Source organism: Aquabacterium sp., assembly GCF_036279655.1.
Taxonomy (GTDB): domain Bacteria; phylum Pseudomonadota; class Gammaproteobacteria; order Burkholderiales; family Burkholderiaceae_C; genus Aquabacterium.
Genome location: NZ_DASUIT010000011.1, coordinates 16,297 through 42,688, shown reverse-complemented (window position 1 = coordinate 42,688; position 26,392 = coordinate 16,297). Strand labels below are relative to the sequence as shown.

Genomic DNA, 26,392 nt, shown 5'->3' with positions numbered 1-26,392 from the left:
GAGTGTGAATGGACATGAATCTAGCGCTTGTTGACGTTAACGTCAACCAAATAACTCATAGGTTATTTACCAATGCGGACCTGAAAGTCGGGGCAGAATAATGACGGTATGGACAGCACTCATGACAAGCATGCCACGTCAGCCCAGGCGCGTGGTGACGATCCTGCAGCGATGGCGGACAGCGATGCCCTGATGGGCATCGCGGACATGTGCGCGGCCTTCGATGTGTCGCCCCGAACCCTGCGCTTCTACGAGACCAAGGGGCTGCTCGCCCCTCGGCGCATCAATGGCACCCGTGTCTATTCCAAGGTGGATCGTGCCCGTCTGTCGCGCATCCTGCGCGCCAAGTCGCTGGGCATGCCCCTGGCCGAGATCAAGGCCTATCTGGACATGTACGGGGACCACGGCGAAGGGCGGGTGCAGCAGCTCTCGTATGTCATCGAGATGACTGGCAACGCCATCCGGGATCTGGAGGCCAAGCGTGCCGAGATCGACACCTCGCTGGCGGAGTTGCGGCTGATCCATGAGCGCAGCCGCCAGATGCTGGAGGCCAAGCGCAAGGGGCGTTCAGGCGCTTGACAGCTCCTGCCGGATTGGCGCCTGGTGGCGCTCGACGAAGCGCACGAAGCGCCGCACGGCGCCTGCCATCTCGGTGGTATGGGACAGCGGCATCCAGTGGCCGGCATGGAACTCGCGGCGCCACAACACGGTGACCCATTTGCCCACGTCCTCGGTGAGGGCCGGGCTGACAAACAGGTCCTTGCGGGGCACCAGGATCTGCACCGGGGCATGGGCCCGGCGCTCGCGCGGCGCCAGCAGGCGCTGGAACACGTTGGCACGGTAGAGCTGCACGCCATGGCAGCCATCGGAGACCTGGGTGGGGCGGGCCTCTGTCTTCACGCCTTCGAGCAGCCGGAGCAGGCTCGGCCAGATGCGACCCAGACCCAGGCGCCATTGCAGGCCGGGCAGCAGGGGCAACTGGAACATGAAGACATACCAGGACTTGAGGGTCTGCAGGGCGATCTGACCCAGACCCTTGAGGGTGGGCTGACGCAGGCGGTCGCGGAACCAGTGCCCCATGTGGTCCAGGCACGGCCCGGAGCAGGACGTGAAGGAGGCGATGCGGCCCTGCATGGAGGGGTCGGTCACGCTTTCCCAGCTTTGGACCGAGCCCCAGTCATGTGCCACGATGTGCACAGGACGGTCGGGGCTCACGTGGTCGATCACGGCCTTGAAGTCCGCCATCAGCAGGGGCAGCTTGTAGTCGGCGCGGCGGGCTGGCTTGTCGGAGGCGCCTGCGCCTCTCACGTCATAGGCGACCACATGGAAGTGGCTGGACAGCAGCTGCGCCAGGGGGTGCCAGACATCGCTGGCGTCCGGGTAGCCATGCACCAGCACGATGGTGGGCTGGCTGGGGTTGCCCCAGCGCTTGGTGGCCAGCCGGACATCGCCCGAGCGCACCACGCCCAGCAAGGGATCGCTGACGGCAGGAGCGGCGGGTGGGTGAGAAGGGGCGGCCATGACGTGTCTGTGCAAAGGTCAGCAGGCACTGTAGTGGATTCAAGGCCGCCAGGCGAGGATGGCGAGCGACAGGCAGGAAGCATGGGCGACAGCGCCGCCCCAGGGTTCTCCCGGGGTGGTGCTCGGTCTGGCGCGTTCAGGCTTGCGTGTTGAGCAGGGTGCCGCTCATCTCGCTGGCCGTCTCGATCACCTGCAGATTGGCTTTGTAGGTGTAGCTGGCGCTGAGCTGGGTGATGATGTCCGTGGACAGCTCCGCGCCGCTGGCGGGCAGGCGCTGCACCGTGGCGCTCACGCCGCCGGTGGGTTGCTCCACCTGGGTCACCACCTGTCGCCTGAACTGCGGTGTCTGCGCATTGGCGATGTTGTGCGAGGCGGTGTCGAGGTGGGCTGTGGCGGCGGCGATGCCGGACAGGGCAATGGAGTTGACAGTACTGCTCATGGCCAGGGGCTCCTTGCGGCCTTGTTGGCCGTTACGCGTTCTATCGGAGCGCCGGGCATCGACTTGAGTCCCACCCTGGTGGGACCGTGATGGATGACACGTTCGAAAAAAATTCTTACCCAACTGCATCCGTCCGGCGTGCTCATGCGTAGTGACTGCTGTGAGCGTGGATGGACCGACCGGTCCCGAATACGCGTCACGCATCCACACCTTGTCAACCACACGGAGAACATCCCTATGCGCAAACACCTCACCCTGTCCCTGCTTTGTGCCCTGCTGAGCGCCGCCTCTGCCGCGCAGGCCTCGTCCTGGTTCCGGTCCGCCGACCGGGCGGATGATCTGGATGTGGTCGCCCTGACCCGCGATGGTCGGCTGGTGGATTTCCACCTGAAGCGTCCAGGCAAGGTGCGCGTGCTCGCCACCGTCAGCGGTCTGCAGGGCGACGCCCGCCTGGTGGGCATCGACTACCGCGTGCAAGATGGCCGCCTCTATGGCGTAGGCGACGCCGGGGGGATTTACACCCTGGACACCCGCACCGGCGCTGCCACCCTGGTCAATCGTCTGAGCGTGACCTTGTCGGGCACGGCCTTCGCGGTGGACTTCAATCCCGCGGCCGATCGTCTGCGCATCATCAGCAATGAGGGGCAGAACCTGCGTCACAACGTCAATGCCGGCGGGGTCACCGTGTCCGACGGTGCCTTGAACTACACCGCAGGTGCCGTGGTGACGGGCGTGGCGGCGGCGGCCTACACAAACAACGATCTGAGCGCGACCACGACAGCCACCACCTTGTTCGTGCTGGATGCTGCGCTGGACCAGGTGGCGCTGCAGTCGCCTCCCAATGCCGGTGTTCTGGTGGGCACGGGCAAGCTCGGCGTGGATGCGGGGGCCGATGTCGGCTTCGACATCTACAGCGAGGTTCGGGATGGTGTCTCGGTGAGCAACCGAGGGGTGGCGGTGATCACTGCCAGCAATGGGGTGGTCGGCCTCTACGATGTGGACCTGTTGACGGGTCGTGCCACCTTGCGGGGCCAGATGTCTGGTGACGTCCCCATCATCGACATGGCCATCCCGGTCCATCAGAATTGACGTTTCACGCCCGGCATCCATGCATCGCATGCGTGCCGGGCAGCCGCTGATCGACCTGGATGCCGCCATGTCTGCCGATTTCGACTATGACGCCGCGCTGGAAGCCTGCGCCCGAGGGGAGCGCTTCGCCTTGCAAGCCCTCTATGAGCGCGAGTCCCGCTGGTTGCTGGCCGTGGCGCAGCGCATCGTGCGTGACCGTGATCTGGCGCACGATGTGCTGCAGGACGCTTTTGTCCAGATCTGGCAGCGCGCTGGCAGCTTCGAGCGTGCATTGGGCACCGGGCGCGGCTGGATCTATACCGTGGTGCGTCACCGCGCGCTGGACGAGGCGCGCCGATCAGGGCGTGAGATCCCCATGGGCGAGGAGCTCACCGGGATCATCGACGCCAGCCATGCCCACCACGACGAGGATCCGCACATGGATGAGCAGGCGCTCATGCGCTGCCTGGATCAACTCGACGAGAGCAAGCGGCAATGTGTGATCGACGCCTATGTCGAGGGCTACACGCATGAGCAGATGGCTCAGCGGCGCAACAAACCCGTTGGCACCATCAAATCCTGGGTGCGGCGTGGGCTGCAAGCCCTCAAGGAGTGCCTCACATGAATCTGCAAGACACACAGGAGCGCAGCGCCAATGCGGGGGAGTACGTGCTGGGCACGCTGTCCGAGCAGGAGCGCGACACTTTCGAGGCGCAGCTCAAGCGAGATCGTGCACTGCAGGCAGAGGTCTATGCCTGGCAAGACCATCTTCTGGGTTTCCATGCCCGCGCCGTGCCTGCCGATGTTCGGCCTGAGCTATGGCGGCGCATCGTTGAGCGCCTGGGGCCTTGGACCGGCGCGCGGCACGATGGCGCGCGCGCGCCTGCTGCCAATGAATCGCTGTGGCAAGGTGTCGCAGTCTGGCGCTTGATCAGTGGCGTGGCGCTGGCGGCGTCCCTGGTGCTGGCGACGGTGCTGCTGACCTCGCGCCTGCAGTCGCCCGCAACGCCTGAGGCCCGTTACCTGGCGGTGCTGCAGGCGCCGGACCGATCCACGGCCTGGATCGTGGAGGCCCAGGCCAGCGGCGACGTGCGCCTGGTGCCGGTGGGCGTCATGCCGCCGGTGCCTGCGGGCAAGGCGATGGAATTCTGGACCAAGCCCGAGGGGGCCAAGGGCCCGACCTCGCTGGGCCTGGTTCAGCGCGGTCAGACCTATGTGGTGCCCGCCTCGAAGCTGCCCGCGCTGGGCGCGCGCCAGCTCTTCGAACTGACGATGGAGCCAGCCACGGGCTCGCCCATCGGGCGGCCCACCGGCCCCATCCTGGCGGTGGGGCAAACGGTGCGGCTGTGAGGGGCGCACGCGGCGTCAGTCATCCGACATGGCGCGCCACACGATGTTGAAGAGTTCGTCGAACTGCTCGATCAGCGAGGCCTTTTCGCGGCGCACGATGTGCATCAGCACCACGCGCCCGATGATGCCCATGAAGACATCGAGCAGGATCTTGCTGGAGACCCGCTTGTTGAGCACGCCCCGCTGCTGCCCGTCCTTGAGCACGCCCATGAAGGCGCCCATCAGCTCGGGGCTCTCGTAGATGCGGATGTTGCGGTGCCGCGAAACCGGCACAGCCGTGAACAGCAGCAGCATCACCGCCGGGTGGCGGTCCATGTAATCGAGTGTCACCCAGCAGGTCTTGCGCAGGCGCTCGCGCGCATCGTCGATGCCTTGCAGGTGGTCGATCATGCGCTCGGCCAGACGGCCCAGCATCACGTCCAGCATGGCGTAGACCAGCACCTCCTTGCTGCCGAAGTACTTGTAGATGGTCTGCAGGGACACGTGCGCCGCCTTGGCCACATCCAGCAGGCTCACTTCATGGAAGTCGCGGTACGCGAACAGCTCCAGCACCGCCTTTTCGATGCGCTTGAGGGTGTCGGGCCGCATGGTGGACAAGACGGCTCTCCGGTCGTCGTGGCCGGGGTCGTGCGCGGGACGTGGGGGCAGGGAGCTCATGACAAGGGTTCATTCCACAGTGGAAATCCATATTACCAAATGAGCGCGAAATGCCGGAAATTGCACCAGCGGGCTTGCCAGATGACAGCGCAATTGACACCATGGTCAGGCGTTGACGTGCACGTCATGCAGAGGAATTTCCGGCGACAAAACCACCCACTCTGTCGCCGGGAAAACCCTGGAGTGGGGGTGATGCGGTGGTAATTGAAATTACCGTTTCAGCCGTTCTTCCCTCTCCCTGGCGTGCCGTCCCCCTGTGTGAACATTGACCGAGGAAAGACAAGAAGCCATGGCGATTCAGAACTTTGCCCCTGCGTGGATGACAGAAGAGCACACCATGCTCTACGACTCTGCCACCCGTTTCTTCAAGGAGCAATGGTCTCCCAAGGATGAAGCCTGGCGCGCGGCCGGCATGATGGACCGTGAAGCCTGGCGCGAAGCCGGTGCCAATGGCTTCCTGTGCGCCTCCATGCCCGAGGAATATGGCGGTGCGGGCGGTGACTTCGGCCACGAGGCCGTGCTGATCCTGGCCCAGGGCGAGGCGGCCATCTCGGGCTTCGGGGGCTCGCTGCACTCGGGCATCGTGGCACCCTACATCCTGCATTACGGCACCGAAGAGCAGAAAAAGCGCTGGTTGCCCAAGCTGGCCACGGGCGAGCTGGTGGGGGCCATCGCCATGACCGAACCCGGCACGGGCTCGGACCTGCAAGGCGTGCGCACCCTGGCCCTCAAGGACGGCGACACCTACAAGATCAATGGCAGCAAGACCTTCATCACCAACGGCCAACTGGCCAATCTGGTGATCGTGGTCTGCAAGACCGACAAGGACAAAGGGGCACAGGGCATCTCCCTGTTCGTGGTCGAAACCGACGAGGCTCCAGGCTTCCGCCGGGGCCGCAACCTCGACAAGATCGGCATGGAAGCGCAGGACACCTCCGAGCTCTTCTTTGACGACGTGGTCGTGCCCGCCGCCAACCTGCTGGGCGGCCAGGAAGGCCTGGGCTTCTTCCAGCTGATGCAGGAACTGCCCCAGGAGCGCCTGATCGTGGCCGTGGCCGGCATTGCCGCCATGGAGCTGGCCATGAAGGTCACGCTGGAGTACACCAAGGAGCGCAAGGCCTTTGGCAAGCCCATCTTCTCCTTCCAGAACACGCGCTTCAAGCTGGCCGAATGTCAGGCCTTGCTGATGGCCTCGCGCGCCCTGGTCGATGCGGCCATGGTGGCCCACCTCAAGGGCGAGCTGGGCGTGGACCGTGCGGCGCTGCTCAAGTACTGGATCACCGACAACCAGTGCAAGCTGATCGACGAATGCCTGCAACTCTTTGGTGGCTATGGCTACATGAAGGAGTACCCGATTGCGCGCCTGTGGGCCGACGCCCGTGTGCAGCGCATCTATGGCGGCACCAATGAAATCATGAAGGAGCTGGCTTCGCGCTTCCTGTGAGGCGCCAGGCTCCGACACACCGCAGACACAGTCCATTGAAGGAACTTCCATGATCGAAGCCTATATCTACGACGCCGTGCGCACCCCGCGCGGCAAGGGCAAGAAAGACGGCAGCCTGCACCAGGCCACGCCCGTGTGGCTGCTGCGCACCTTGCTGCAGGCCTTGCAGCAGCGCAACCAGCTTGACACCTCGCTGGTCGACGATGTCATCCTGGGTTGCGTCACCCCCGTGGGCGAGCAGGGCGCGGACATTGCCCGCACCGCCGTGCTGGATGCGGGTTGGGCCGAGTCCGTGGCCGGCGTGACCTTGTCGCGCTTTTGTGCCTCGGGCCTGGAGGCCATCAACATGGCGGCCGCCAAGATCCGTGCAGGTCTGGACGACATGGTTGTGGCCGGCGGCGTCGAATCCATGAGCCGCTGGCCCATGGGGTCGGACGGCGGCGCCTGGGTCATGGACCCCCGCATCAACACCGGCACGGCCTTTGTGCCTCAGGGCATCAGTGCCGACCTCATCGCGACGCTGGAAGGCTTCAGCCGCGCCGACCTGGACGCCTTTGCCGCCGAGTCGCACCGCCGTGCAGCCCTGGCCCAGGCCGAGGGGCGCTTTGACCGCTCTGTCGTGCCGGTCACGGACATCAACGGCATGCTGATGCTGGCCAAGGACGAGACCATCCGCCCCGGCACCTCGGTCGAGACCCTGTCCAAGCTGATGCCCTCCTTCGAGATGATGGGCACCATGGGCTTTGACGCCACGGCCCTGGACAAATACACCACCATCGAAAAGATCCTCCACGCCCACCATGCCGGCAATTCCTCTGGCATCGTTGATGGTGCGGCCCTGGTGCTGCTGGGCAGCAAGGAAGCGGGCCAGAAGGCCGGCCTCAAGCCCCGTGCTCGCGTGCGCATGGCCGTGGAGTGCGGCTCCGAGCCCACCATCATGCTGACCGGCCCGACCCCGGCCTGCCACAAGGCCCTGAACAAGCTGGGCATGACCGCAGGCGACATCGACCTGTGGGAAATCAACGAAGCCTTTGCCACCGTGCCCATGAAGACCGCCCGAGACATGGGCGTGTCGCTGGACCGTGTGAACGTCAACGGCGGCGCCATCGCCATGGGCCACCCCCTGGGGGCCACGGGCGCCATCATCCTGGGCACGGCCCTCGATGAGCTCGAGCGCACCGGCAAGGCCACCGCATTGGCCACCCTGTGCATCGGTGCCGGCATGGGCATCGCCACCATCATCGAACGCGTCTGAAGAGGGCCGCACCATGAATCAAGCACAAGCCTTCACCTTTGAACTCGATGCCGACGGCATCGGCCTGGTCACCATCGACATGCCCGATCGGGCCATGAACGTGCTCAACCCGACCCTGACGGCACCGTTTGCCGAGCTGGTGCAGCGTCTGGAAACCGACGCCGCGCTCAAGGGTCTGGTGATCACCTCGGGCAAGCCCACCTTCATCGTGGGCGCCGACATTGACCAGCTCACCCGGATCACCACGGCCGAAGAAGCCTACACCCTGTGCGAAGCCCTCAAGGGCATGATGCGTCGCATGGAAAAGTGCGGCAAGCCCGTGGTGGCCGCCATCAATGGCACGGCCCTGGGCGGCGGCCTGGAGCTGGCCCTGGCCTGCCATGCCCGCATCGCGCTCGACGACCCCAAGCTCAAGCTGGGTCTGCCCGAGGTCAAGCTGGGCCTGCTGCCCGGCGGTGGCGGCACGCAGCGTGTGCCCCGCCTGATCGGCATCCAGAAAGCCATGGACCTGATCACCCAGGGCAAGGAGCTCACCGCCGCCAAGGCCAAGGAGATGGGCCTGGTGACCGACATCGCCGCCACGCGCGACGAGCTGCTGGCCAAGGCCAAGGCCTGGTGCCTGGCCAACCCCAAGGCCGCCGCGCCCTGGGACACCAAGGGCTTCCGCATCCCCGGTGGCGACAGCAAGAGCCCGGCCGTGGTGCAGGTGCTGGCCATTGCGCCGTCCATGGCCAATGCCAAGGCGCACGGCAACTACCCGGCCCTCACCCACATCATGTCCTGCCTGTTCGAGGGCTGCCTGCTGGACTTCGATGCCGGCTCGCAGGTGGAGTCGCGTTACTTCGCGGCCTGCGTGGTCTCCCAGACCAGCAAGAACATGATCAACACGCTGTGGCACCAGCTCAACGCCATCAAGAAGGGGCAGTCCCGCCCCAAGGGTGTGGCCGAATCCTCGGTCAAGAAGGTGGGCATCCTGGGCGCGGGCATGATGGGCGCGGGCATCGCCTATGTGTCGGCCAAGGCCGGCATCGATGTCGTGCTGCTGGACACCACGCAAGAGAACGCCGACAAGGGCAAGGCCTATTCGCAAGGCCTGCTGGACAAGGCCATCTCGCGGGGGCGCAGCACGCCGGACAAGCGTGATGCCCTGCTGGCCCGCATCCAGACCACCACCGCCTATGAGGATCTGAAGGGCTGCGACCTGGTGATCGAGGCCGTGTTCGAAGACCGTGGCATCAAGGCCGAGTGCACCCGCCAGGCCGAGGCCGTCATCGCCGCCGATGCGGTGTATGCCTCCAACACCTCGACCCTGCCCATCACTGGTCTGGCCAAGGCCAGCGCGCGTCCTGGCAACTTCATCGGCCTGCACTTCTTCTCGCCCGTGGACAAGATGCCGCTGGTGGAGATCATCGTGGGCCAGGAGACCTCCGACGAGACCCTGGCGCGTGGCTTCGACTACGTGCAGCAGATCGGCAAGACCCCCATCGTGGTCAACGACAAGCGGGGCTTTTACACCTCGCGCGTGTTCACGACCTACATCATGGAAGGCATGGCCATGCTGGGCGAGGGCATCCACCCCCGCTCGGTCGAAGTCGCCGGCCTGAAGGCGGGCATGCCCATGCCGCCGCTGGCCCTGCAGGACGAGGTCTCGCTGGCGCTGTCCCTGCACATCGCCGAGCAGACCCGCAAGGACCTGGAAGCCGAAGGCACCACGATTCCCGTGCACCCCGGTTTTGCCGTGGTGCAGAAGATCGGTGGCGAGCAGGGCCGCATCGGCAAGAAATCCGGCCAGGGTTTCTACGATTACCAGGGCAAGGACAAGTCCCTGTGGCCTGGCCTGCTGGACATCTACCCGCCCAAGGCCGTTCAGCCCAGCCAGCAGGAGCTGGTCGACCGCCTGCTCTATGCCCAGGCCAACGAGGCCGCGCGCTGTTATGAGGAGAAGGTGGTGCGTTCGGTGGCCGACACCAACATCGGCTCGATCTTCGGCTGGGGCTTTGCGCCCAACCAGGGTGGCGCCTTGCAGTTCATCAACGCGGTCGGGGCGAAGAAGTTCGTCGAGCGTGCGCGTGAGCTGGCCCGAGCCTACGGCCCGCGCTTCGAGCCGGCGGCCATCGTCGTGCAGCAGGCGGCCGAGGGCGGGCGCTTCGAGGACGTGGCGTGAGCCTGCTCACCGCCCTGGGGCCCCTGGCGGGCCTGCTCGACGGCGTGCGCGTGATCGATCTCACGCGCAACCTGCCCGGGCCCTTTGCCACGCGCATGCTGGCGGACCTGGGGGCCGAGGTGATCAAGGTCGAACCACCGGAAGGTGACCCGGCCCGTCCCCTGGCTCCCTTGTTCGAGGCGCTCAACCACGGCAAGGACTGCCGCACGATCGATTTTCGGCAAAGCGCCGACCTGGACCGCCTGCGCGAATGGGTGAGCCAGGCCGACCTGATGATCGACAGCTTCCGGCCGGGCATCCTGGCCTCGATGGGGCTGGGGCACGAGCGCCTGGCGGCACTGAACCCTCGCTTGCTGATGGTGTCCATCACCGGCTACGGTCAGCAGGGCCCCTGGGCTCAGCGGGCCGGTCATGACCTCAACTTCATGGCCATGTCGGGGGTGCTCGATCAGATGCGCTCGCCCCTCACGGGGGAGCTGGCCTTGTCCAATGTGCAGTGGGGCGACATGGCGGCGGGCAGTTCCATGGCCTGCATCGCTGCGCTGGCGGGCTTGCTGGACGCGCGTCGTCGCGGCCGGGGGCGCCACATCGACGTGAGCATGACCCATGGTCTGCACGCGCATCTGGTGATGCCCCAGGCCACGGGCAGCCTCATGGCGCCCCTGCTGGGGCGCTGGCCTGGCGCGGGGGAGGACCTGCTCAGCGGTGTGCTGCCTTGCTACAACCTCTACCGCACCCAAGATGGCCGTACCCTGGCGGTGGGCGCGCTGGAGTTCAAGTTCTGGAAGCTGGCCTGCGAGGCCTTCGAGCGGCCCGACTGGGTGAACCAGCACTGGCAACGCGGGCAGATGCCACACTCACCCGAGAGCCTGGCCTTGCGTGAGGCCGTGGCCACCCTGGTGGCCAGCCGCCCCCTGGCGGACTGGGTGGCGCGCTTCGACTCGGTGGACGCCTGCGTCACGCCGGTGCTGACCCTGCAGGAGGCCCAGGCCCATCCCCTGTTTGCCTCGCAAGGGCCTCAACCCTGGGCCGAGGTGGGGGCGCTTCCCACCTGATGAGATGCGCGGGGCTTAACCTTCACGTCAAGGTGGCCGATAAGAGGGTGACAAGTGCAGTCCATGACGTCACCCTCCTTTTTCACCTCTCTCCTTGATCTGCTGATCGGGCACCACACGCTGGTGCGGCGGTACAGCGGCTTGACCCTGGCCACCGCGCAGTTCTATGTGATCAGCATTGGGGTGACCTACCACGCTGCATCGGCTGGGCTGGTGCCCTGGCCGGTGGCGCATGGTCTGGCTGCCACCATGGTGCTGGTCTTTTCCCTGTTCTACGCCCTGGTGCGCAGCGGCTGGTCCCTGCGCTGCAGCGACCCGGTGCTGACGATGCAGCACGTCCTGCTGTCCCAGTTGATCGTGGTGGCGGCGTATGTGCTCATCGGCCCCACGCGGTCCAACATCGTGGTGCTGATGGGACAGGGCATCGCCGTGTCCATGTTCCGGCTCAAGCCCCGTCAGACCCTGATGCTGGGCTTGTGGTCCGTGGGCTGGCTCAGCCTGGCCCAGCTCTGGCTGGTGCTGTCGGGGGCGCCTGGTTTCTCCGGGGCCCGTGCACTGGGGCATTTCCTGGTCAGCTCCTCCGGCCTGATGGCCCTGGCGCTGGTGGCCATGTGGATCAGCGCCATCCGTGTGCGCATCTCCAGCCAGGCCGAGGAACTGCGGGCCACCTTGACGCAGGCCCAGTCGCTGGCCACCATCGATGTGCTCACCGGCCTGCTCAATCGCCGCTGCATGATCGAGCGTCTGGAGGACGAGCTGACCCATAACCGCCGCGCCGGGCGGCCCCTGAGCGTGGCCCTGATCGACATCGATCACTTCAAGCGCCTCAACGATGTGTACGGTCACCGCTCGGGTGACGAGGTCTTGCGTGAATTTGCCGCACGCGCACAGGCCGAACTGCGGCAGGTCGATCACTTGGCCCGCTGGGGCGGTGAAGAGTTCCTCCTGCTCATGCCCGCCGTGGACGAGGCTCAGGCCTGGACGGCGGTGGATCGTCTGCGCCAGCGCGTGGCCGCCCACCCCATGGGCGAGAGCGGGGCCCTGAACGTCACCTTGTCTGCGGGCGTGGCGCAGTGGCAGCGAGGTGAGTCGATGGAGAACTGGCTGGAGCGGGCCGACAAGGCCATGTACGCGGCCAAGCAGGATGGACGCAACCGCTGCCTGATGGCCGGCAGCGTGGATGTCCCTACACCCGTTCCGCCCCCGACGCCGTCCCTGGCCGAGGCGGGATCGCCATGAGGTGGACACCATGTCGCAGCCACTGACTTTTCAGCAGGCCATCACGCCCCTGATGCACTGGGTGCTGGGCCCCGACCGTGCCACCCGCTCACGGGTCATAGGCGTGGCGCTGTGCCTGATGGTTTACCTCTTGTGCTGCCTGGCCGCCAGCGAGGCGGCCAAGGTGGGCATCATGGCCAGTTGGGCCATCCCGGTGCTGCTGAGCGTGACCATCCCCATCAACGTGCTAGTGCTGGTGCTGGTGCGCATGGGCAAGACGCGCCAGAGCAAGGATCCGGCCTTGATGATGCCGCAGAACATCTTGGCGCTGGCGTCCATCACCCTGTCCTATGTGGCACTGGGGCCCGAGGATCGCGGGCTGGTGTTCGTGCTGCTGACCCTGGTCATCGTCTTCGGCATGTACACGCACACGCCTCAGCAGACCATGATGTTCGGTGGCGCGGCCATGTTGCTGCTGGGCGGGATCATGGCCGTCCTGTCTCGCGTTAACCCGACCTACTATCCACCTACCGAAGAGCTGATCCGCTTCGAGTTGCTGGCCGGTTGCGTGCCGGTCCTGATCTACACCGCGCACCAGTTGGTGCAGTGGCGCAACCGCCTGCGCCAGCAGCGCGCCGAGCTGACCCAGGCCCTGGCCACCGTGCAGCAGCTCGTGACCCGGGACACCCTGACGGGCCTGGTCAATCGCCGGCACATGCAGGAGAAGCTGGAGGCCTGTGTCTACCGCCAGGAGCGCTATGGCGAACACTTCTCCGTGGCCCTGATCGATCTGGACCACTTCAAGCGCATCAATGACCAGTATGGCCACCGCGTGGGTGACGAAGTGTTGCTGGGCTTTGCACAGGCGGCATCGTCGGTGCTGCGCGACTCGGATGTGCTGGCACGCTGGGGCGGCGAGGAATTCCTGATTCTCTTCCCGGACACCGAGCCCGAACAGGCGCGCCCGCCCTTGCAGCGTCTGCAGGCGCAACTGGTCCATCGCGTGATGTCGGCAAGAGAGCCCGCCTTGCGTGTGACCTTCTCGGCGGGCCTGTCGCTGCACATTGCCAGTGCGACACTGGACCACACCCTGGAGCGCGCCGATGCCGCCCTGTATGCGGCCAAGGACCAGGGGCGCAACCGCGTGGTGCTGGCGCCCCGGCCGCCCGTGATGATCGACGACGACGAAGAGCCGCCGTACTGATCAGCACTCCACGATGTTGACAGCCAGACCGCCGCGGGCGGTCTCCTTGTATTTGCTCTTCATGTCGGCGCCCGTTTCGCGCATGGTCTTGATGACCCGGTCCAGGCTGACACGGTGCTGCCCATCGCCGCGCAGGGCCAGCCGCGCGGCATTGATGGCCGTGACCGAGGCCACGGCATTGCGCTCGATGCAGGGGATCTGCACCAGGCCGCCTACCGGGTCGCAGGTCAGGCCCAAATGGTGCTCCATGCCGATCTCAGCGGCATTCTCGACCTGGGCGGGTGAGCCGCCCATCACCGCGCACAGTCCGGCTGCGGCCATCGAGCAGGCCACGCCCACCTCGCCCTGGCAGCCCACTTCAGCCCCCGAGATCGAGGCGTTCTCCTTGTAGAGCAGGCCGATGGCCCCCGCAGTGAGCAGGAAGTCGATCACGCCCTGATCGCTGCAGCCCGGCACGAAACGCCGGTAGTAATGCAGCACGGCCGGCACGATGCCGGCGGCGCCATTGGTGGGGGCGGTCACCACCCGGCCACCGGCGGCATTCTCTTCGTTGACCGCCAGGGCGAACAGGTTCACCCAGTCCATCACCTGCAGGGGATCGCCCAGCCCCGTGCCTGAGCTCAACTGGCGGTGCAGGGCCGGGGCCCGCCGCGCCAGCTTCAGGCCCCCAGGCAAGAGGCCTTCGCGCTCGCAGCCACGGGCGACGCAGGCCTGCATCACCGACCACAGTTGCAGCAGGCCACGGTCGATCTCGTCGTCAGCACGCCAGTGGCCTTCATTGCGACGCATCACCCCCGCGATGCTCAGGCCCTCGCGGGCGCACAGCGCCAGCAGGTCGGCACCACTGTGAAAGGGCAGGGGCAGCACGCTGGGGTCGGGGGCGATCTGCGGGTGCCGGGCGCCATCGCTGGCCAGCGCCTCGCTGACGACGAAGCCGCCCCCCACCGAGTAGTAGCAGCGCTGCTCCAGCACCTCGCCTTGCGCATCGAAGGCACTCAGGCGCAGGCCATTGGGATGAAAGGGCAGGCTCTGGCGTTTGAGGAAGAGCAGGTCGCGTTCGGGCTCAAACGCCAGCACCCGTTGATCCAGCACCCGCAGGGTGTGGTGCTCACGGATGTCCTGCAGCCAGCCTTCGATGGCATCGACGGGCACCGATTCCGGCTCGTGTCCGCACAGGCCCAGCATGACCGCCTTGTCGCTGCCGTGGCCGCGCCCGGTGGCCCCCAGCGAGCCATAGAGCTCGGCCTGCAGCCGCTCGGTGCGGGCCAGCAGCCCTTGTGATGACAGCCTCAGCGCGAACAGCCGGGCGGCCCGCATGGGGCCCACGGTGTGGGAGCTCGATGGGCCGATGCCCACCTTGAAGAGATCGAAGACGGAGACAGCCATGCGTACCTCTGGCTGTCATTGTCGGCCCGCCGGGCCGACCTTGTCCACGAGGGTTCAACCCAGGGCGATGATGTCGCGGGCGGCGCGCTCACCGGCGCGCACGGCGCCTTCCATATAGCCCAGCCAGACGGTGGACGTTTCGGTGCCCGCCCAGTGCAGTCGGCCCACGGGGCGGCGCAGGCAGGGGCCAAACGCGGTCAGCGTGCCCGGGGTGGCGATGCCGGTGGGGCCGCCGCCGCTGTAGTTGGACATCTGCCAGTTGTGCTCCAGATAACTCAGCGGGTTGGCCGCCTTGGCACCGAAGTAGGTGGTGAAGGCTTCGAGCACCTTGGCACGGCGTTCGGCCTGGGTCATGGTCAGGGCCTGGACGGCGTCGATGCCATCGATGAAGCCCATCATCACGCCCGGCGCGCCTGCGCCCGAGGGCGTGTTGTCAAAGGTGACCTTGGTGATGAACTTGTCGCTGGTGACCTGACCATTGAGGCCGTCGTCACGCCAGAAGGGGCGGTCGTAGACACAGTGCACCTTCCAGATCGTGCCCATGGGCATGCGCTGCATCAGCTGCATGCGCTGCTGCATGGCGCCGCTCAACTCGCCGTCATAGGCGATGCGACCGGCGATCCAGGGCGAGGTGGCCACCACGCACTGCTTGGCGCGCACGGAGAAGTCGGCCCCCGAGACCAGGATGCCGTCGGCGTCCTGCTCGATGTTCTGCACGGGGGCATTGAAGTAGATGCGATCGCCCAGGGTCTGGGCCATGGCCAGGGCGATGAGCTGCGAGCCGCCCACCACGCGGTCCTGCTGGCCGCCCCCCTCGGTGCCCAGCAAGGTCTGCAGGCTGCCGCTGGCGCGGATGTAGTTCAGCACGAAGAGCAGGGAGACCTCACGCGGCTCGCACGAGATCAGGCTCAGGATGGCCAGGCGCAGCAGGTCCTTGGTGTTGGGGGCCAGGATGTTGCGATCGATCCAGGTCTGGAAGGTCTGGTTGTCCCACTCGATGGCCTTGCTGGCCTGCCAGGGGGCATCGATGGGCAGGGTCTTGGCCATGGCGTCCAGGCGCAGGATGGCGATGGCGCCTTCGCTGGCCGCGACCAGATTGGCCAGGGGGATCAGGCCCGAATACGTCGAGCGCATGCCGCCCGTGTAGTTCACCGTCTTGCCGGTGTTGTAGGTGCGGTAGGTCTGGATGCCGAACTCGCTGCACAGCTCGTACATGCGCGTCTGGGTGGGGCCCAGGAACTCGGCCCCCGCTTCGACCGCGAAGGCGTTGTAGGGCGCGGGCAGCTTGCTGTTGACGCAACGGCCCCCCACGCGACCACGCGCTTCGAGCACCATCACCCGCTTGCCGGCGGCCACCAGGGCACGCGCACAGGCCAGGCCGGAGTAGCCCGCGCCGACCACGACCACATCCGTGTCGTAGCTGCCGGAGACCGTTGTGGCGGCTTGTGCCTGCTGTGAGGTGGGGCCGAGCACCGTGGCGGCGGCGGCGGACGCAGTCACACCACTCAACCAGCGGCGGCGTGACAGTTGACGATCAGACATGAAGGGGCTCCCGGCGAATCACGAAATAACGCATCAAAGCGTAACGGAATTCACACCCGGCCCCTTGGGGGATAGCCAGCAAACAGGGGGGCGCAGCCCCCCTCGATCAGGTGGTGATGATCTCTGCGCGCAACGAGTGCGGGTAAGCCTTTGTAATGTTCACGTCAATGAGTTGACCCATCAAACGCACCGCGTTCGGCCCGCCCGGGAAATTGACGATGCGATTGCACTCCGTGCGGCCCATCAATTCACTGGGGTCCTTGCGGCTCGGGCCTTCGACCAGAATGCGCTGGCGGCGCCCCACCAGGGCCTCGCTGTAGCGGGTCACATTGGCCTCCAGCACGGCCTGCAAGGTCTGCAGACGCTGCAGTTTCACCTCGTGCGGTGTGCTGTCTTCCAGGGCGGCGGCCGGGGTGCCCGGGCGCGCGCTGAAGATGAAGCTGAACGAGGCATCGAACTCCAGCTCGTGCACCAGCTTCATCATCTTGTCGAAGTCCTCATCGGTCTCACCGGGGAAGCCCACGATGAAATCCGACGACAGGCTGATGGTGGGCCGCACCGCGCGCAGCTTGCGGATGGTGCTCTTGAACTCCAGGGCCGTGTAGCCGCGCTTCATGGCCATGAGGATGCGGTCCGAGCCATGCTGCACGGGCAGGTGCACATGGTTCACCAGCTTGTCGGTCTTGCCATAGACATCGATCAGGCGCTGGCTGAACTCGTTGGGGTGGCTGGTGGTGTAGCGGATGCGCTCGATGCCAGGCATCTCGGCCACGTACTCCAGCAGCATGGCGAAATCGGCGATCTCGGTCGTGTCGCCCATCTTGCCTCGGTAGCCATTGACGTTCTGGCCCAGCAGGGTCACTTCTTTCACGCCCTGGTCGGCCAGATCGGCCACCTCGGTCAGCACATCGTCAAAGGGGCGCGAGACCTCTTCACCCCGGGTGTAGGGCACCACGCAATAGCTGCAGTACTTGGAGCAGCCCTCCATGATGGACACGAAGGCCGAGGCCCCCTCCTTGCGCGGCGGGGGCAGGTGGTCGAACTTCTCGATCTCGGGGAAGCTGATGTCCACCTGCGGGCGCTTGAGTTGCTGGCGCTTTTCCAGCATGGCGGGCAGGCGGTGCAGGGTTTGCGGACCGAAGACCACGTCCACATACGGCGCGCGCTCGATGATGGCTGCGCCCTCCTGGCTGGCCACGCAACCGCCGACACCAATCATCACACCCTTTGCTTTCAGATGCTTGACGCGGCCCAGATCGGAGAAGACCTTTTCCTGGGCCTTCTCGCGGATCGAGCAGGTGTTGAAGAGGATCAGATCGGCCTCTTCGGGATCGTTGGTGGGCGTGTAGCCTTTGGCGGCATTCATGACATCGGACATCTTGTCCGAGTCGTATTCATTCATCTGACAGCCATAGGTCTTGATGTAGACCTTCTTGCCGGTCTCGGTACTGCTCATGGTTTCGTCCAGGTCTGTGTCAGGGGATCGAAGCGCCACTTGGCGGCTTCTTCGGCGGTCTTGGGCCACGTCTGGGCGATCTCGTCCGGGCGGAGCACCCACACATCCAGGATCAGGCCATAGCTCTCACGGGTGTAGTTGACGACCAGCTTCTGGCCAATGGCCGCACCGGGAAAGACCAGCATGTTGTTCTGCCCCCGGATGCGGGCGCCCGGCGCCAGACGGTCGGGCTGGCCATTGAGCACCACCTCGGGCGGGTTGGTGAGCGTGAGCTCGCCACGCAGCGACCCCACGGGCAACTGCCGCTGGATGGCCATGGGCACGATGGTGGTGGCGGTGGTGGCGGTGCTGCCGGACTGGGCCTGCGCGGGCAGGGCAGAAAGCAGGCAGACCAGGCTCAGGCAAGTGCCGAGCCAGACCGCCCTGGGGGCGGCTGTGCTGTGACAGCGGGTCATGGTGTAGATCCAGAGGCTGTGGATGGAGGGGGGATTCTAGCCTGTGCCGGTCTGGGCGGTGGTCCCTCTGCTGCGTGGGCGACTTCGGCATGCGCCAGCGCAAGACCAAGGGCTAAAAAGTGGCTTTCCCCCATGAGAGGGGACTGAATTCATCGGAAACAGTGGGCTGATCGCCAATACTGTATCGGTCTCAGCCAACTCATCGATTGCAAGGACACAACTGCATGTTCAATCGTATTCCATGGGCTTTGGTGGCTGCCGTGTGCTTCACCTGTTCTCTGGCTGGATGCGGCCACGGACACCCGACTTGAATGGAACGAAGGTGTGCAACTGCGCGACAGCAACCAAATGGTCATGGTGCGAACGGCGCGGTTGTCTTCCAACAGCATCGCCGGAGGGGGCTCATTCAACAAAGGCATGACGATCCTTTTCATTGGCAGTCAAGTTGGCGCACCACGTCGTTGGAGCGATGTCGACGTTCCCAGGATGCTGGACCGTGATTCCGATTCCGACGAATGGCTGTTGGCTGCCACTTTTCCCCGCTGCGACGCTTGGCATAGGATGGGACGGCCATACTTGCCTTGCTCGGAATATCGTTCCCAGCACGAAAAACTGCCTATTTCTGAAAGAGGGTGATGTCGTGAGGGTGTCAGTCGGAAAATTTTTACCTCTTCTTCTTATGTCAGTCGTCGCATTAATGGTGTTTGCGAAGACGGTGGGTTTGTATCCGCGATATTTTTATTTAGAGTGGGATGAGGAGGTTCGGCTTCATGATGGGCGTTTAATTGTGGTGCATTTGAAGCGTCGATATGAAAGGTTGGGTAAACAATTTCTTCCATATTCTTCTGTTGTTCGTAGGGATACTGAATTTGGATTCAATCCGGATAACAAAAACTACAACGTTCAATTGTTTCGTGGATTTAGTCCAATGTTTTTGGGGTGTTATGATAATGTCTGGTATATGGTTCTCTATGGGGGTTACTATTCTGGCTCCCGTAACTTGCCTGGTCAAGATTGGGGTGAGCTTGAGGGGCCTTATGGTCAATGGGCAGTAATGTTTGAAGGCGGCCGATGGCGCCCCATATCTATGACTCGTCTTCCTAGCGTATTTCAAGAGCCAAATATGTTGCTGACTTATGGTGAGGTTGAGGAGCTCTTGGGTTTTGATGGCGGAGTGATTTCTCTGGAGGATAAGAGAAGTTGGCTGAAAAAGCATCCGTTGGTATATAGTGATGTAAAACTAACTCGGCCTAATTTATAAAGCGATGATGGCTGATAAGGTCGATCAACTGGTCAATGCTATGGCGGGATTTGTTGCTCCCAGCACAGGTCAAACTGTGTTGCCCAACGATTACCAAACTGCCCTGCATCCCGTGTTGACCGCGTTCTGGGGCTGCTGCCTGAGTCCGTGATCTCGGGGCTGGCGGTGAGCTGATGCCTCTTTGCGTTCGAACATTTGGCGCGAGCAGCTCCTCCCGTGCCCTAAGATGCTGTCTCTTCACCAGGGAGCACGGGAGGGCCCACCATGGCTTTGATGGATTTCATCAAGAAACAGTTCGTTGACGTCATCGAGTGGACGGAGTCCACCGACGGGGTGCTGGCTTGGCGCTACCCCTTTCAGGATCGTGAAATCCAGAACGGTGCCCAACTGGTGGTGCGTGAATCCCAGGTGGCCCTGTTCGTCAACGAAGGCAAGGTGGCTGACCTGTTCGGCCCCGGCACCCACACCCTGACGACGCAAACCCTGCCGGTGCTGACCAACCTGAAGAACTGGGACAAGCTCTTTGATTCGCCCTTCAAGAGCGATGTCTACTTCTTCAGCACCCGCCAGCAACTCGATCTGCGCTGGGGCACCAGCCAGCCCATCACCCTGCGTGACAAGGATTTTGGCGCCGTTCGTCTGCGCGCCTTCGGCAACTATGGCGTGCGCCTGAAAGATCCGCGCCGCTTCCACACCGAGGTGTCGGGCACGCGCGAGACCTACAGCGTGGTGGACCTGGACGGCCAGTTGCGTGGCGTGCTGCTGCAGCACCTCAGCGATGCGGTGGCGCAAAGCGGCATCCCCTTCCTGGATCTGGCGGCCAATCAGGTCGAGTTCGCCAAGGCCCTGCAGACCGCCACGGCCCCGGCCTTCGAGGCGCTGGGCCTGAGTCTGGAGGGCCTGACGGTGCAGAACGTGTCCTTGCCCGAGGACCTGCAGAAAGTGCTCGATCAGAAGATCGGCATGGGCATGGTCGGCAATGACATGGGCAAGTTCGTGCAGTACCAGACGGCCCAGGCCCTGCCCACCATTGCCGCGCAGGGCGGCGGCGAGGGCGGTGTGGCCGGCGATGCGGCGGCGCTGGGCGCGGGCCTGGCCATGGGCCAGGTGATGGCCCAGACCCTGCAGCAAGGGCTGCAAGGCGGCCTGGCGCCGACGGGGGCTGCAGCACCCGTCACCGGCCTGCAACCCGACGAGATCATGAACACGATCGAGAAGCTGGCCGATCTCAAGGCCCGGGGCATCCTGACGGATGAGGAGTTCTCAGCCAAGAAGGCCGAATTGCTCAAGAAACTGGTCTGAGTCTCATGGCGGAGTCGACGCCTCAGCGCGTCTGGCGGGCATCCTGCTCCTTCTGTGGTGCGCCGGTCGAGTTCCGATCGGCGGCCTCGCCCATGGCGGTGTGCTCTTACTGCAAGAGCACGCTGGTGCGCCAGGGCGACACCCTGCGCCGCATCGGCGAGAGCGGGGCGCTGTTCGACGACCACAGTCCGCTGGCCCTGGGCGCACGCGGGCGCTGGCAGGGGGAGCCCTTCACACTGGTGGGCCGCATCCAGATGGCCTACCGTCCGATCACGGACAACGCAGCGGCCGATGCGGGCCGCTGGAGCGAATGGCATGCCCTGTTCGACAACGGCCGCTCGGCCTGGTTGAGCGAGGACAACGGCGCCTACGTGATGAGTCTGGAGCAGCCCGCGCGCCAGGCCTTGCCCGATCTGCTGCAGGCCCGCCCGGGCGAGACGCTCTTCATCGAGCAGCAGCCCTGGGTGCTGGGCTCGGTGGTGCTGGCACGGGTGATCGGCGCGCAGGGCGAGTTGGCCTTCGTGCCCGACTTCAAGAACAGCAGCCGCCTCTTCGAGCTGCGCAACACGCAGGACCAGGTCCTGAGCATCGACACGGGCGAGCAGCCGCCCCGGCGTTATGTCGGGCACCCGGTCGAGTTGTCGGCACTGCAGCTCAGTGGCTTGAACGATCTGAAGCAGCCCGCCGAGGCGCAGCTCGATGGCCAGGGCATCAGTTGCCCGCAGTGCGGTGCCGCCCTGAGCCCGCGCCTGAGCGACAGCCAGTCCATCGTCTGCGGGGCCTGCCACAGCGTGGTCGACATCAGCCAGGGCCTGGGCGGCGCGCTGGCCCACTACCAGCAGGACAACGGCGATGAACCCCTGATCCCCCTGGGCACCACCGGCAAGCTGCTGGTCGATGGGCGGCGCGATGACTGGCAGGTCGTGGGCTATCAGGAGCGCTGCGATGTGCCTACGCCGGCCAGCGGCGACGAGAGCACCTTCTGGCGCGAGTACCTGCTCTACAACCGCCAGCGCGGTTTCGCCTTTCTGGTGGATGCCGAAGATGGCTGGAGCGTGGTCAAGCCCACCACCGGTGTGCCCTCGACCCCATCGCTGGACAAGGCGCTGCTGCGCGGCAAGACCTTCCGCAAGCAGTACAGCTACCAGGCCATGACCACCTATGCCCTGGGCGAGTTCTACTGGGTGGTGCGGCGCGGCCAGCGCAGCCTCAATGCCGACTATGTCGGCACCGGCCCGGACCGCAGCTGGCGCCTCAGCCGCGAAGAGGCCGACGGCGAGATCACCTGGTCCGTCGGGCAGGTGCTGGAGGCCACGGCCGTGATGGGCTCCTTTGGCCTGGCAGCGCAGCCCAAGGCCCGTTTCGAGCGCGATGTCAGCCCCCTGAGCGCGTCGACCGAGCTGCCGGGTTGGGTCTCGCAAGCGGTGATCTGGGGCGTCATCATCCTCATCTTCCTGCTGGTGACGCAGTGTTCGGACGATTGCGACGAGGTCCGCGATCGTTATGGCAGCAGCAGCGTCGAATACCAGCAGTGCCGGGGCAGCTCGGGCAGCGGATCGCATGGCAGCTATGGGGGCTCGTATGGTGGCTACAGCAGTGGCGGCTTTCACAAATGATCAGGGCACCCTCGGTGCCCGCAGGAGAAGCAGATGATCGCTCTGGAATGGTTCAAGTTGGATGTGTTCGTGGGCTCCATGGCCTTTGCGCTGATGGGGGTGGCCCTGTTCTTTCTGTGCTTCATCGTGGTCGACAAGCTCACGCCGCATGACCTGTGGGCCGAGATCGTGGAAAAGCGCAATGTGGCGCTGGCCCTGGTCGTGGCCTCGGTGTGCCTGTCCATCGGGATGATCGTGGCTGCCGCCATCCATGGTTGATGAACACGGTGGATGAGGTCCTGAGCCCCACCAGACGGGAGCGCTTGCAGCCCGCCGAGCTGGTGCTGCTGGTGTCGGTGTTCCTGGTCGCGGCCTGCGGCCTGGTGTATGAGCTGGCGGCCGGTGCCCTGGCCAGCTACCTGCTGGGTGACTCCATCCTGCAGTTCTCCACGGTGATCGGCACCTACCTGTTTGCCATGGGGGTGGGTTCGTGGTTGTCGCGTTTCCTGGTGCGGCAACTGGTGGCGCACTTCCTGCGCATCGAGCTGCTGGTGGGCCTGATCGGGGGGCTGATGCCGGCGGCCCTGTTCGCCGCGCATGCCGTCCTGCCCGTGGGGGGCGAGGGCAGCTTCCGGGTGCTGCTGTATGGCCTGGTCTTCGTGATCGGCACCCTGGTGGGCCTGGAGATCCCCCTGGTCATGCGCATCCTCAAGCGGCATTTCAGTGATCGCTATGCGCTCAAGGACCTGGTCTCCGAGGTGCTCACCTTTGATTACCTCGGGGCCCTGGCGGTCTCGCTGGCCTTTCCTCTGCTGCTGGTGCCTCACCTGGGCGTGGTGCGCACCGGGGTGCTGTTCGGCTTGCTCAATGCGGCGGTGGCGGCCTGGGCGCTGATGCTGTTTCGCCATGAGCTGCGGGGCTGGTGGCGCCATGCCCTGGCCTGCGCCGTGGTCGTGGCGATCCTGGCCGCCGCCATGGTGGGCGCCCGCCCCCTGACCACCTGGGCCGAAGACCGCTTCTACGGCAGCGGTGTCGTGCTGCGTGAGGACACGCCCTACCAGCGCATCGTCATCACCCAGAGCGGCGAGGTGACGCGCCTCTACCTCAATGGCAATCTGCAGTTCTCCTCGCGCGACGAGCACCGCTATCACGAGGCCCTGGTGCACCCGGCCATGAGCGCGCATGGCGCCCCCCGGCGCGTGCTGGTGCTGGGCGGCGGCGATGGTCTGGCCGTGCGCGAGATCCTCAAGTACCCCAGCGTGCAGCAGGTCACGCTGGTGGAGCTGGACCCGGCCATGACGCGCCTGTTCAGCCAGGATCCGCGCCTGGTGGCCTTGAACCAGGGCGCCTTGCGATCCAGCAAGGTCCGGGTGGTTCATGCCGATGCCTTCACCTGGCTGAACACGCACGACGAGGTGTTCGACGTGATCGTGGTGGACTTCCCCGATCCGACCAACCACGCCGTGGGCAAGCTCTACACCACCACCTTCTATGCGGCGATGGAGCAGCACCTGTCGGCCTCGGGTTATGCGGTGGTGCAGACCACCTCGCCCCTGATCGCGCGTCGCAGTTTCTGGACGGTGGTGAGCACCCTGGAGGCTGTGGGCCTGCGGGCCTCGCCCTACCACGCCCATGTGCCCAGCTTCGGCGAGTGGGGTTTCGTGCTGGCGCACCATCGCCCCTGGCGCATGCCGACGTCGGTCCCTGCCGGCCTGACGTTCCTGACCGCCCAAGGGCTGCCCGCCTTGTTCGACTTTCCGCCTGACATGAACCGGGTGCCCGCCGAGGCCAACCGCCTGAGCCAGCAGTCGCTGGTGCAGATCTTCGAAGAAGAATGGGGCAAGGTGCAACAGTGAGCATGCCGGGGCGCGCACGTCGCGCGGTCTTGCAAGGGGCACTGGCCATGGCGGGCGCCGCCGTGCTGCCCGCGTGTCGACCGCGTGAAGCCTTGTACGTGGCCGGTCAGCGTCTGCCTGCGCACATCACGGGGGGCTGGGTCGGCCCCCAGATTGATCGCGGCCATGCCGCGCGTGATGGCCGCTGGCCTGTGGCCTCTGCTGGCATGCCGGTCCGCCGCGTGCACACCCTGGTGATGGGCGCAGGCGTGGCCGGTCTGTCGGCAGCGCGCACCCTGATGCAGGGCGGCCTGGACGACATCGCCGTGCTGGATCTGGAGGACCACTGCGGTGGTGCGGCCCGAGGCCATGAACTGGCCGGGCTGCCCTGCCCTCTCGGGGCACACTATTTGCCCGTGCCAGGTGAAGACGCCCGCGATGTGGCGCAATGGCTGGAGGAGATCGGTCTGATCCGGCGCGAGCAAGGGCGCTGGCGTGGCGACGAGCGCCACCTGTGCCACAGCCCGCAGGAGCGCCTGTTCCTGCCAGAGTTGGCGCCGGTGCCTGTGGACGAGCTCTGGCGCGGCCATTGGCAGGACGGCCTGCTGCCCCTGCCGTCGCGTGGCAGCGCCGCATGGCAGCAGATGCAGGCTTTTTCTCGCGAGATCGAGGCTCTGCGGCAGTCTGCGGGGTTTGCCATGCCCACCACCAGCCGCCCCTGGAACACGGCGCTGGCTGCGCTGGATGGGCAGACCTTTGCGCAATGGCTGGACGCGCGTGGCTACACCGACCCGGCTTTGCGCTGGGTGCTGGACTACGCCTGTCGGGACGACTACGGAGCCCAGCTGACGCGGGTGTCGGCCTGGGCGGGCATCCACTACTTTGCCAGCCGCCATGGCTTTGAGATGCCGGGGGCTGCGCATGAGGACCATGATGCGGTCCTGACCTGGCCGCAAGGCAATGCTTGGCTGGTGCAGCGCCTGAGCGCTTCCCTGGCCGATCGCTGGCAGGGCGGCACCGTGGTGCTGCGCGTGCAGGCCGGGCGCCGTGAGGTGGTGGTGGACACCTGGTCCGTGGCGCGCCAGCAGGCACAACGCTGGGTGGCCCGTGAGGCGATCATGGCCACGCCCCTGTTCATGTCCGCACGCCTGTTGCACCCGGTGCCCGCGCCGCTGCAGGCTCTGCGCCCGCTCTTGCACCAGGCCCCCTGGCTGGTCAGCAATGTGCTGCTGGACGAGGCCCCGCACGCGCGGCCGGGCGCGCCCTTGTCCTGGGACAACGTGGTCTACACCTCGCAAGGTGTGGGCACCGTGGACACGCCCTCTCTAGGCTATGTCGATGCGCGCCATCAAAGCCTGGCGCCCGTGACCGGGCCCACGGTGTGGACCCATTACTGGGCTCTGGGGGGCCGCAGCACCGCCATGGGCCTGGCGCATCGGCAGCAGTTGCTGTCACAGCCCTGGTCGCACTGGGCCTCGCTGGTGCTGGCCGATCTGGCGCGGGTGCAGCCCGACATCGTGGCGCGGGTGCGGCAGATGGACCTGATGCGCTGGGGGCATGGCATGGTCATCCCCGTGCCAGGCCTGCGGGGGCACCCTGCGCTGGCGGCCTTGCAGCAGCCTCAGGGCCGGCTGCATTTTGCGCACAGTGACCTGTCGGCCTATTCGGTGTTCGAGGAGGCCTTCACCCATGGGGTGAGGGCGGCCCGTCAGGTGCTGGCGTCCACCGGCCTGCCACGCCGCAAGGTCTGACGCTGCACCGTGGCGGGGGCAAAGCCCCGGATCATGGCTTCCAGCAGATCGCGGGCGCGCTGGGTGTTGTCGGTGCTCATGTTGCAGACAAAGACATCCAGGGTCACATGGCCGCTTTCGGGCCAGGTGTGCACGGCCAGATGCGATTCGGCCAGCAGCACCATGCCCGTGACCCCGCCCGCCGATCCGGGGTGAGGCGAGGGGAAACTGTAGAAGCATTCACCCACCGCTTGCAGGCCCACGCTGTGGACCCAGTCCGTGCAGGCCTGGCGCAGCACCACCACTTCGGTCATCCAGGGGTTGTCTGCCGCACAACCGGCGAGGTCGGCGGTCAGGTGCAGACCATGCAGCGAGGAGGGCATCGGTGTAGACAAGCGTTGAGCCATGTCACATTGTCGGGCATCTGATCGATGGGGTCGGCGCAGATAATGCCC

Annotated in this window: 24 protein-coding genes; 16 read left to right on the top strand and 8 right to left on the bottom strand. The window is 65.5% G+C overall.

Annotation, left to right across the window (positions count from 1 at the left end; genetic code table 11):
* Window positions 1-108: 108 nt before the first annotated feature.
* Window positions 109-579, top strand: coding sequence for a MerR family DNA-binding transcriptional regulator (locus VFW84_RS01210; RefSeq protein ID WP_329678603.1), 471 nt, complete (start codon window positions 109-111; stop codon window positions 577-579).
* On the opposite strand, the gene VFW84_RS01205 is transcribed toward VFW84_RS01210, so the two are convergent.
* Both VFW84_RS01205 and VFW84_RS01200 read right to left on the bottom strand, forming a co-directional pair.
* Entirely contained in the window at window positions 568-1,521 is a 954-nt protein-coding gene (locus VFW84_RS01205) for an alpha/beta fold hydrolase (protein WP_329678602.1), read from the bottom strand. The genes VFW84_RS01210 and VFW84_RS01205 overlap by 12 nt on opposite strands.
* 136 nt (window positions 1,522-1,657) lie before the next feature.
* Window positions 1,658-1,960: a flagellar basal body rod protein gene (locus tag VFW84_RS01200; RefSeq protein ID WP_329678601.1), complete on the bottom strand. Its 303-nt coding sequence runs from the start codon at window positions 1,958-1,960 to the stop codon at window positions 1,658-1,660.
* Between the two features lie 237 nt (window positions 1,961-2,197).
* Between VFW84_RS01200 and VFW84_RS01195 the strand changes: the two genes are divergently transcribed.
* Genes VFW84_RS01195 through VFW84_RS01185 form a run of 3 tightly spaced genes read left to right on the top strand, consistent with a single transcriptional unit; the run spans window position 2,198 to window position 4,378 of the window.
* Window positions 2,198-3,049 carry a DUF4394 domain-containing protein gene (locus VFW84_RS01195; RefSeq protein WP_329678600.1) on the top strand — a complete coding sequence of 284 codons (852 nt, stop codon included), beginning with the start codon at window positions 2,198-2,200 and terminating at the stop codon, window positions 3,047-3,049.
* 19 nt (window positions 3,050-3,068) lie between these two features.
* Window positions 3,069-3,653, top strand: coding sequence for a sigma-70 family RNA polymerase sigma factor (locus tag VFW84_RS01190; RefSeq protein WP_329678599.1), 585 nt, complete (start codon window positions 3,069-3,071; stop codon window positions 3,651-3,653).
* Window positions 3,650-4,378, top strand: a complete 729-nt coding sequence (locus VFW84_RS01185) for an anti-sigma factor (protein WP_329678598.1) — start codon at window positions 3,650-3,652, stop codon at window positions 4,376-4,378. The genes VFW84_RS01190 and VFW84_RS01185 overlap by 4 nt, the downstream gene beginning before the upstream one ends.
* A gap of 15 nt (window positions 4,379-4,393) precedes the next feature.
* Here VFW84_RS01185 and VFW84_RS01180 read toward each other — a convergent pair whose 3' ends face one another.
* Window positions 4,394-5,035 carry a TetR/AcrR family transcriptional regulator gene (locus tag VFW84_RS01180; RefSeq protein ID WP_329678597.1) on the bottom strand — a complete coding sequence of 214 codons (642 nt, stop codon included), beginning with the start codon at window positions 5,033-5,035 and terminating at the stop codon, window positions 4,394-4,396.
* Between the two features lie 289 nt (window positions 5,036-5,324).
* Here VFW84_RS01180 and VFW84_RS01175 point away from each other — a divergent pair, with 289 nt between their 5' ends.
* The 6 genes from VFW84_RS01175 (at window position 5,325) to VFW84_RS01150 (ending at window position 13,375) form a co-directional block, all read left to right on the top strand.
* Window positions 5,325-6,479, top strand: a complete 1,155-nt coding sequence (locus VFW84_RS01175) for an acyl-CoA dehydrogenase family protein (protein ID WP_329678596.1) — start codon at window positions 5,325-5,327, stop codon at window positions 6,477-6,479.
* 49 nt (window positions 6,480-6,528) lie between these two features.
* Complete coding sequence (locus VFW84_RS01170) at window positions 6,529-7,734, top strand: acetyl-CoA C-acetyltransferase (protein ID WP_329678595.1); 1,206 nt, start codon at window positions 6,529-6,531, stop codon at window positions 7,732-7,734.
* Window positions 7,735-7,747: 13 nt separating this feature from the next.
* Window positions 7,748-9,898 carry a 3-hydroxyacyl-CoA dehydrogenase NAD-binding domain-containing protein gene (locus VFW84_RS01165; RefSeq protein ID WP_329678594.1) on the top strand — a complete coding sequence of 717 codons (2,151 nt, stop codon included), beginning with the start codon at window positions 7,748-7,750 and terminating at the stop codon, window positions 9,896-9,898.
* Window positions 9,895-10,953, top strand: coding sequence for a CaiB/BaiF CoA-transferase family protein (locus VFW84_RS01160; RefSeq protein ID WP_329678593.1), 1,059 nt, complete (start codon window positions 9,895-9,897; stop codon window positions 10,951-10,953). The genes VFW84_RS01165 and VFW84_RS01160 overlap by 4 nt, the downstream gene beginning before the upstream one ends.
* A 63-nt stretch (window positions 10,954-11,016) precedes the next feature.
* Entirely contained in the window at window positions 11,017-12,192 is a 1,176-nt protein-coding gene (locus VFW84_RS01155; RefSeq protein ID WP_329678592.1) for a GGDEF domain-containing protein, read from the top strand.
* A gap of 10 nt (window positions 12,193-12,202) precedes the next feature.
* On the top strand, window positions 12,203-13,375 hold the full coding sequence (locus VFW84_RS01150) for a GGDEF domain-containing protein (protein ID WP_329678591.1): 1,173 nt from the start codon (window positions 12,203-12,205) through the stop codon (window positions 13,373-13,375).
* Here VFW84_RS01150 and VFW84_RS01145 read toward each other — a convergent pair whose 3' ends face one another.
* The 4 genes from VFW84_RS01145 to VFW84_RS01130 all read right to left on the bottom strand — a co-directional run bounded on the left by VFW84_RS01145 (window position 13,376) and on the right by VFW84_RS01130 (window position 18,214).
* Window positions 13,376-14,761 carry an L-serine ammonia-lyase gene (locus VFW84_RS01145; protein ID WP_329678590.1) on the bottom strand — a complete coding sequence of 462 codons (1,386 nt, stop codon included), beginning with the start codon at window positions 14,759-14,761 and terminating at the stop codon, window positions 13,376-13,378.
* Between the two features lie 54 nt (window positions 14,762-14,815).
* Window positions 14,816-16,303, bottom strand: coding sequence for a flavin monoamine oxidase family protein (locus VFW84_RS01140; protein ID WP_329678589.1), 1,488 nt, complete (start codon window positions 16,301-16,303; stop codon window positions 14,816-14,818).
* Window positions 16,304-16,409: 106 nt separating this feature from the next.
* Window positions 16,410-17,759, bottom strand: a complete 1,350-nt coding sequence (miaB, locus tag VFW84_RS01135; RefSeq protein WP_329678588.1) for a tRNA (N6-isopentenyl adenosine(37)-C2)-methylthiotransferase MiaB — start codon at window positions 17,757-17,759, stop codon at window positions 16,410-16,412.
* A complete protein-coding gene (locus VFW84_RS01130) occupies window positions 17,756-18,214 on the bottom strand; it encodes a hypothetical protein (RefSeq protein ID WP_329678587.1) in 459 nt (152 codons plus the stop codon). Before VFW84_RS01130 ends, miaB begins: the two co-directional genes overlap by 4 nt.
* Before the next feature lie 496 nt (window positions 18,215-18,710).
* Between VFW84_RS01130 and VFW84_RS01125 the strand changes: the two genes are divergently transcribed.
* From VFW84_RS01125 to VFW84_RS01100, 6 genes are all read left to right on the top strand, one after another.
* Window positions 18,711-19,475: a hypothetical protein gene (locus VFW84_RS01125; RefSeq protein ID WP_329678586.1), complete on the top strand. Its 765-nt coding sequence runs from the start codon at window positions 18,711-18,713 to the stop codon at window positions 19,473-19,475.
* 264 nt (window positions 19,476-19,739) lie between these two features.
* The gene (locus VFW84_RS01120; protein ID WP_329678585.1) at window positions 19,740-20,777 is read left to right on the top strand and encodes an SPFH domain-containing protein; all 1,038 of its coding nucleotides are present in this window, start codon (window positions 19,740-19,742) and stop codon (window positions 20,775-20,777) included.
* 5 nt (window positions 20,778-20,782) lie between these two features.
* Window positions 20,783-22,393: a DUF4178 domain-containing protein gene (locus tag VFW84_RS01115; RefSeq protein ID WP_329678584.1), complete on the top strand. Its 1,611-nt coding sequence runs from the start codon at window positions 20,783-20,785 to the stop codon at window positions 22,391-22,393.
* A gap of 33 nt (window positions 22,394-22,426) precedes the next feature.
* Window positions 22,427-22,651: a DUF350 domain-containing protein gene (locus VFW84_RS01110; RefSeq protein ID WP_329678583.1), complete on the top strand. Its 225-nt coding sequence runs from the start codon at window positions 22,427-22,429 to the stop codon at window positions 22,649-22,651.
* Window positions 22,651-24,228: a polyamine aminopropyltransferase gene (locus tag VFW84_RS01105; RefSeq protein WP_329678582.1), complete on the top strand. Its 1,578-nt coding sequence runs from the start codon at window positions 22,651-22,653 to the stop codon at window positions 24,226-24,228. The genes VFW84_RS01110 and VFW84_RS01105 overlap by 1 nt, the downstream gene beginning before the upstream one ends.
* Before the next feature lie 2 nt (window positions 24,229-24,230).
* Entirely contained in the window at window positions 24,231-25,958 is a 1,728-nt protein-coding gene (locus tag VFW84_RS01100) for an FAD-dependent oxidoreductase (protein ID WP_329678581.1), read from the top strand.
* Here the strand turns inward: VFW84_RS01100 and speD are convergent.
* Complete coding sequence (gene speD, locus VFW84_RS01095) at window positions 25,916-26,344, bottom strand: adenosylmethionine decarboxylase (RefSeq protein ID WP_329678580.1); 429 nt, start codon at window positions 26,342-26,344, stop codon at window positions 25,916-25,918. The genes VFW84_RS01100 and speD overlap by 43 nt on opposite strands.
* Window positions 26,345-26,392 lie beyond the last annotated feature (48 nt).

Bases quoted from the DNA above. Each gene is read 5' to 3' on its own strand.
- VFW84_RS01205 (WP_329678602.1), bottom strand. From the start codon at position 1,521: ATGGCCGCCCCTTCTCACCCACCCGCCGCTCCTGCCGTCAGCGATCCC.
- VFW84_RS01190 (WP_329678599.1), top strand. From the start codon at position 3,069: ATGCATCGCATGCGTGCCGGGCAGCCGCTGATCGACCTGGATGCCGCC.
- VFW84_RS01195 (WP_329678600.1), top strand. From the start codon at position 2,198: ATGCGCAAACACCTCACCCTGTCCCTGCTTTGTGCCCTGCTGAGCGCC.
- VFW84_RS01180 (WP_329678597.1), bottom strand. From the start codon at position 5,035: ATGAGCTCCCTGCCCCCACGTCCCGCGCACGACCCCGGCCACGACGAC.
- VFW84_RS01170 (WP_329678595.1), top strand. From the start codon at position 6,529: ATGATCGAAGCCTATATCTACGACGCCGTGCGCACCCCGCGCGGCAAG.
- VFW84_RS01100 (WP_329678581.1), top strand. From the start codon at position 24,231: ATGCCGGGGCGCGCACGTCGCGCGGTCTTGCAAGGGGCACTGGCCATG.
- VFW84_RS01200 (WP_329678601.1), bottom strand. From the start codon at position 1,960: ATGAGCAGTACTGTCAACTCCATTGCCCTGTCCGGCATCGCCGCCGCC.
- VFW84_RS01130 (WP_329678587.1), bottom strand. From the start codon at position 18,214: ATGACCCGCTGTCACAGCACAGCCGCCCCCAGGGCGGTCTGGCTCGGC.
- VFW84_RS01165 (WP_329678594.1), top strand. From the start codon at position 7,748: ATGAATCAAGCACAAGCCTTCACCTTTGAACTCGATGCCGACGGCATC.
- VFW84_RS01115 (WP_329678584.1), top strand. From the start codon at position 20,783: ATGGCGGAGTCGACGCCTCAGCGCGTCTGGCGGGCATCCTGCTCCTTC.
- miaB (WP_329678588.1), bottom strand. From the start codon at position 17,759: ATGAGCAGTACCGAGACCGGCAAGAAGGTCTACATCAAGACCTATGGC.
- VFW84_RS01105 (WP_329678582.1), top strand. From the start codon at position 22,651: ATGAACACGGTGGATGAGGTCCTGAGCCCCACCAGACGGGAGCGCTTG.
- VFW84_RS01185 (WP_329678598.1), top strand. From the start codon at position 3,650: ATGAATCTGCAAGACACACAGGAGCGCAGCGCCAATGCGGGGGAGTAC.
- VFW84_RS01150 (WP_329678591.1), top strand. From the start codon at position 12,203: ATGTCGCAGCCACTGACTTTTCAGCAGGCCATCACGCCCCTGATGCAC.
- speD (WP_329678580.1), bottom strand. From the start codon at position 26,344: ATGGCTCAACGCTTGTCTACACCGATGCCCTCCTCGCTGCATGGTCTG.
- VFW84_RS01175 (WP_329678596.1), top strand. From the start codon at position 5,325: ATGGCGATTCAGAACTTTGCCCCTGCGTGGATGACAGAAGAGCACACC.
- VFW84_RS01155 (WP_329678592.1), top strand. From the start codon at position 11,017: ATGACGTCACCCTCCTTTTTCACCTCTCTCCTTGATCTGCTGATCGGG.
- VFW84_RS01145 (WP_329678590.1), bottom strand. From the start codon at position 14,761: ATGGCTGTCTCCGTCTTCGATCTCTTCAAGGTGGGCATCGGCCCATCG.
- VFW84_RS01210 (WP_329678603.1), top strand. From the start codon at position 109: ATGGACAGCACTCATGACAAGCATGCCACGTCAGCCCAGGCGCGTGGT.
- VFW84_RS01140 (WP_329678589.1), bottom strand. From the start codon at position 16,303: ATGTCTGATCGTCAACTGTCACGCCGCCGCTGGTTGAGTGGTGTGACT.
- VFW84_RS01120 (WP_329678585.1), top strand. From the start codon at position 19,740: ATGGCTTTGATGGATTTCATCAAGAAACAGTTCGTTGACGTCATCGAG.
- VFW84_RS01110 (WP_329678583.1), top strand. From the start codon at position 22,427: ATGATCGCTCTGGAATGGTTCAAGTTGGATGTGTTCGTGGGCTCCATG.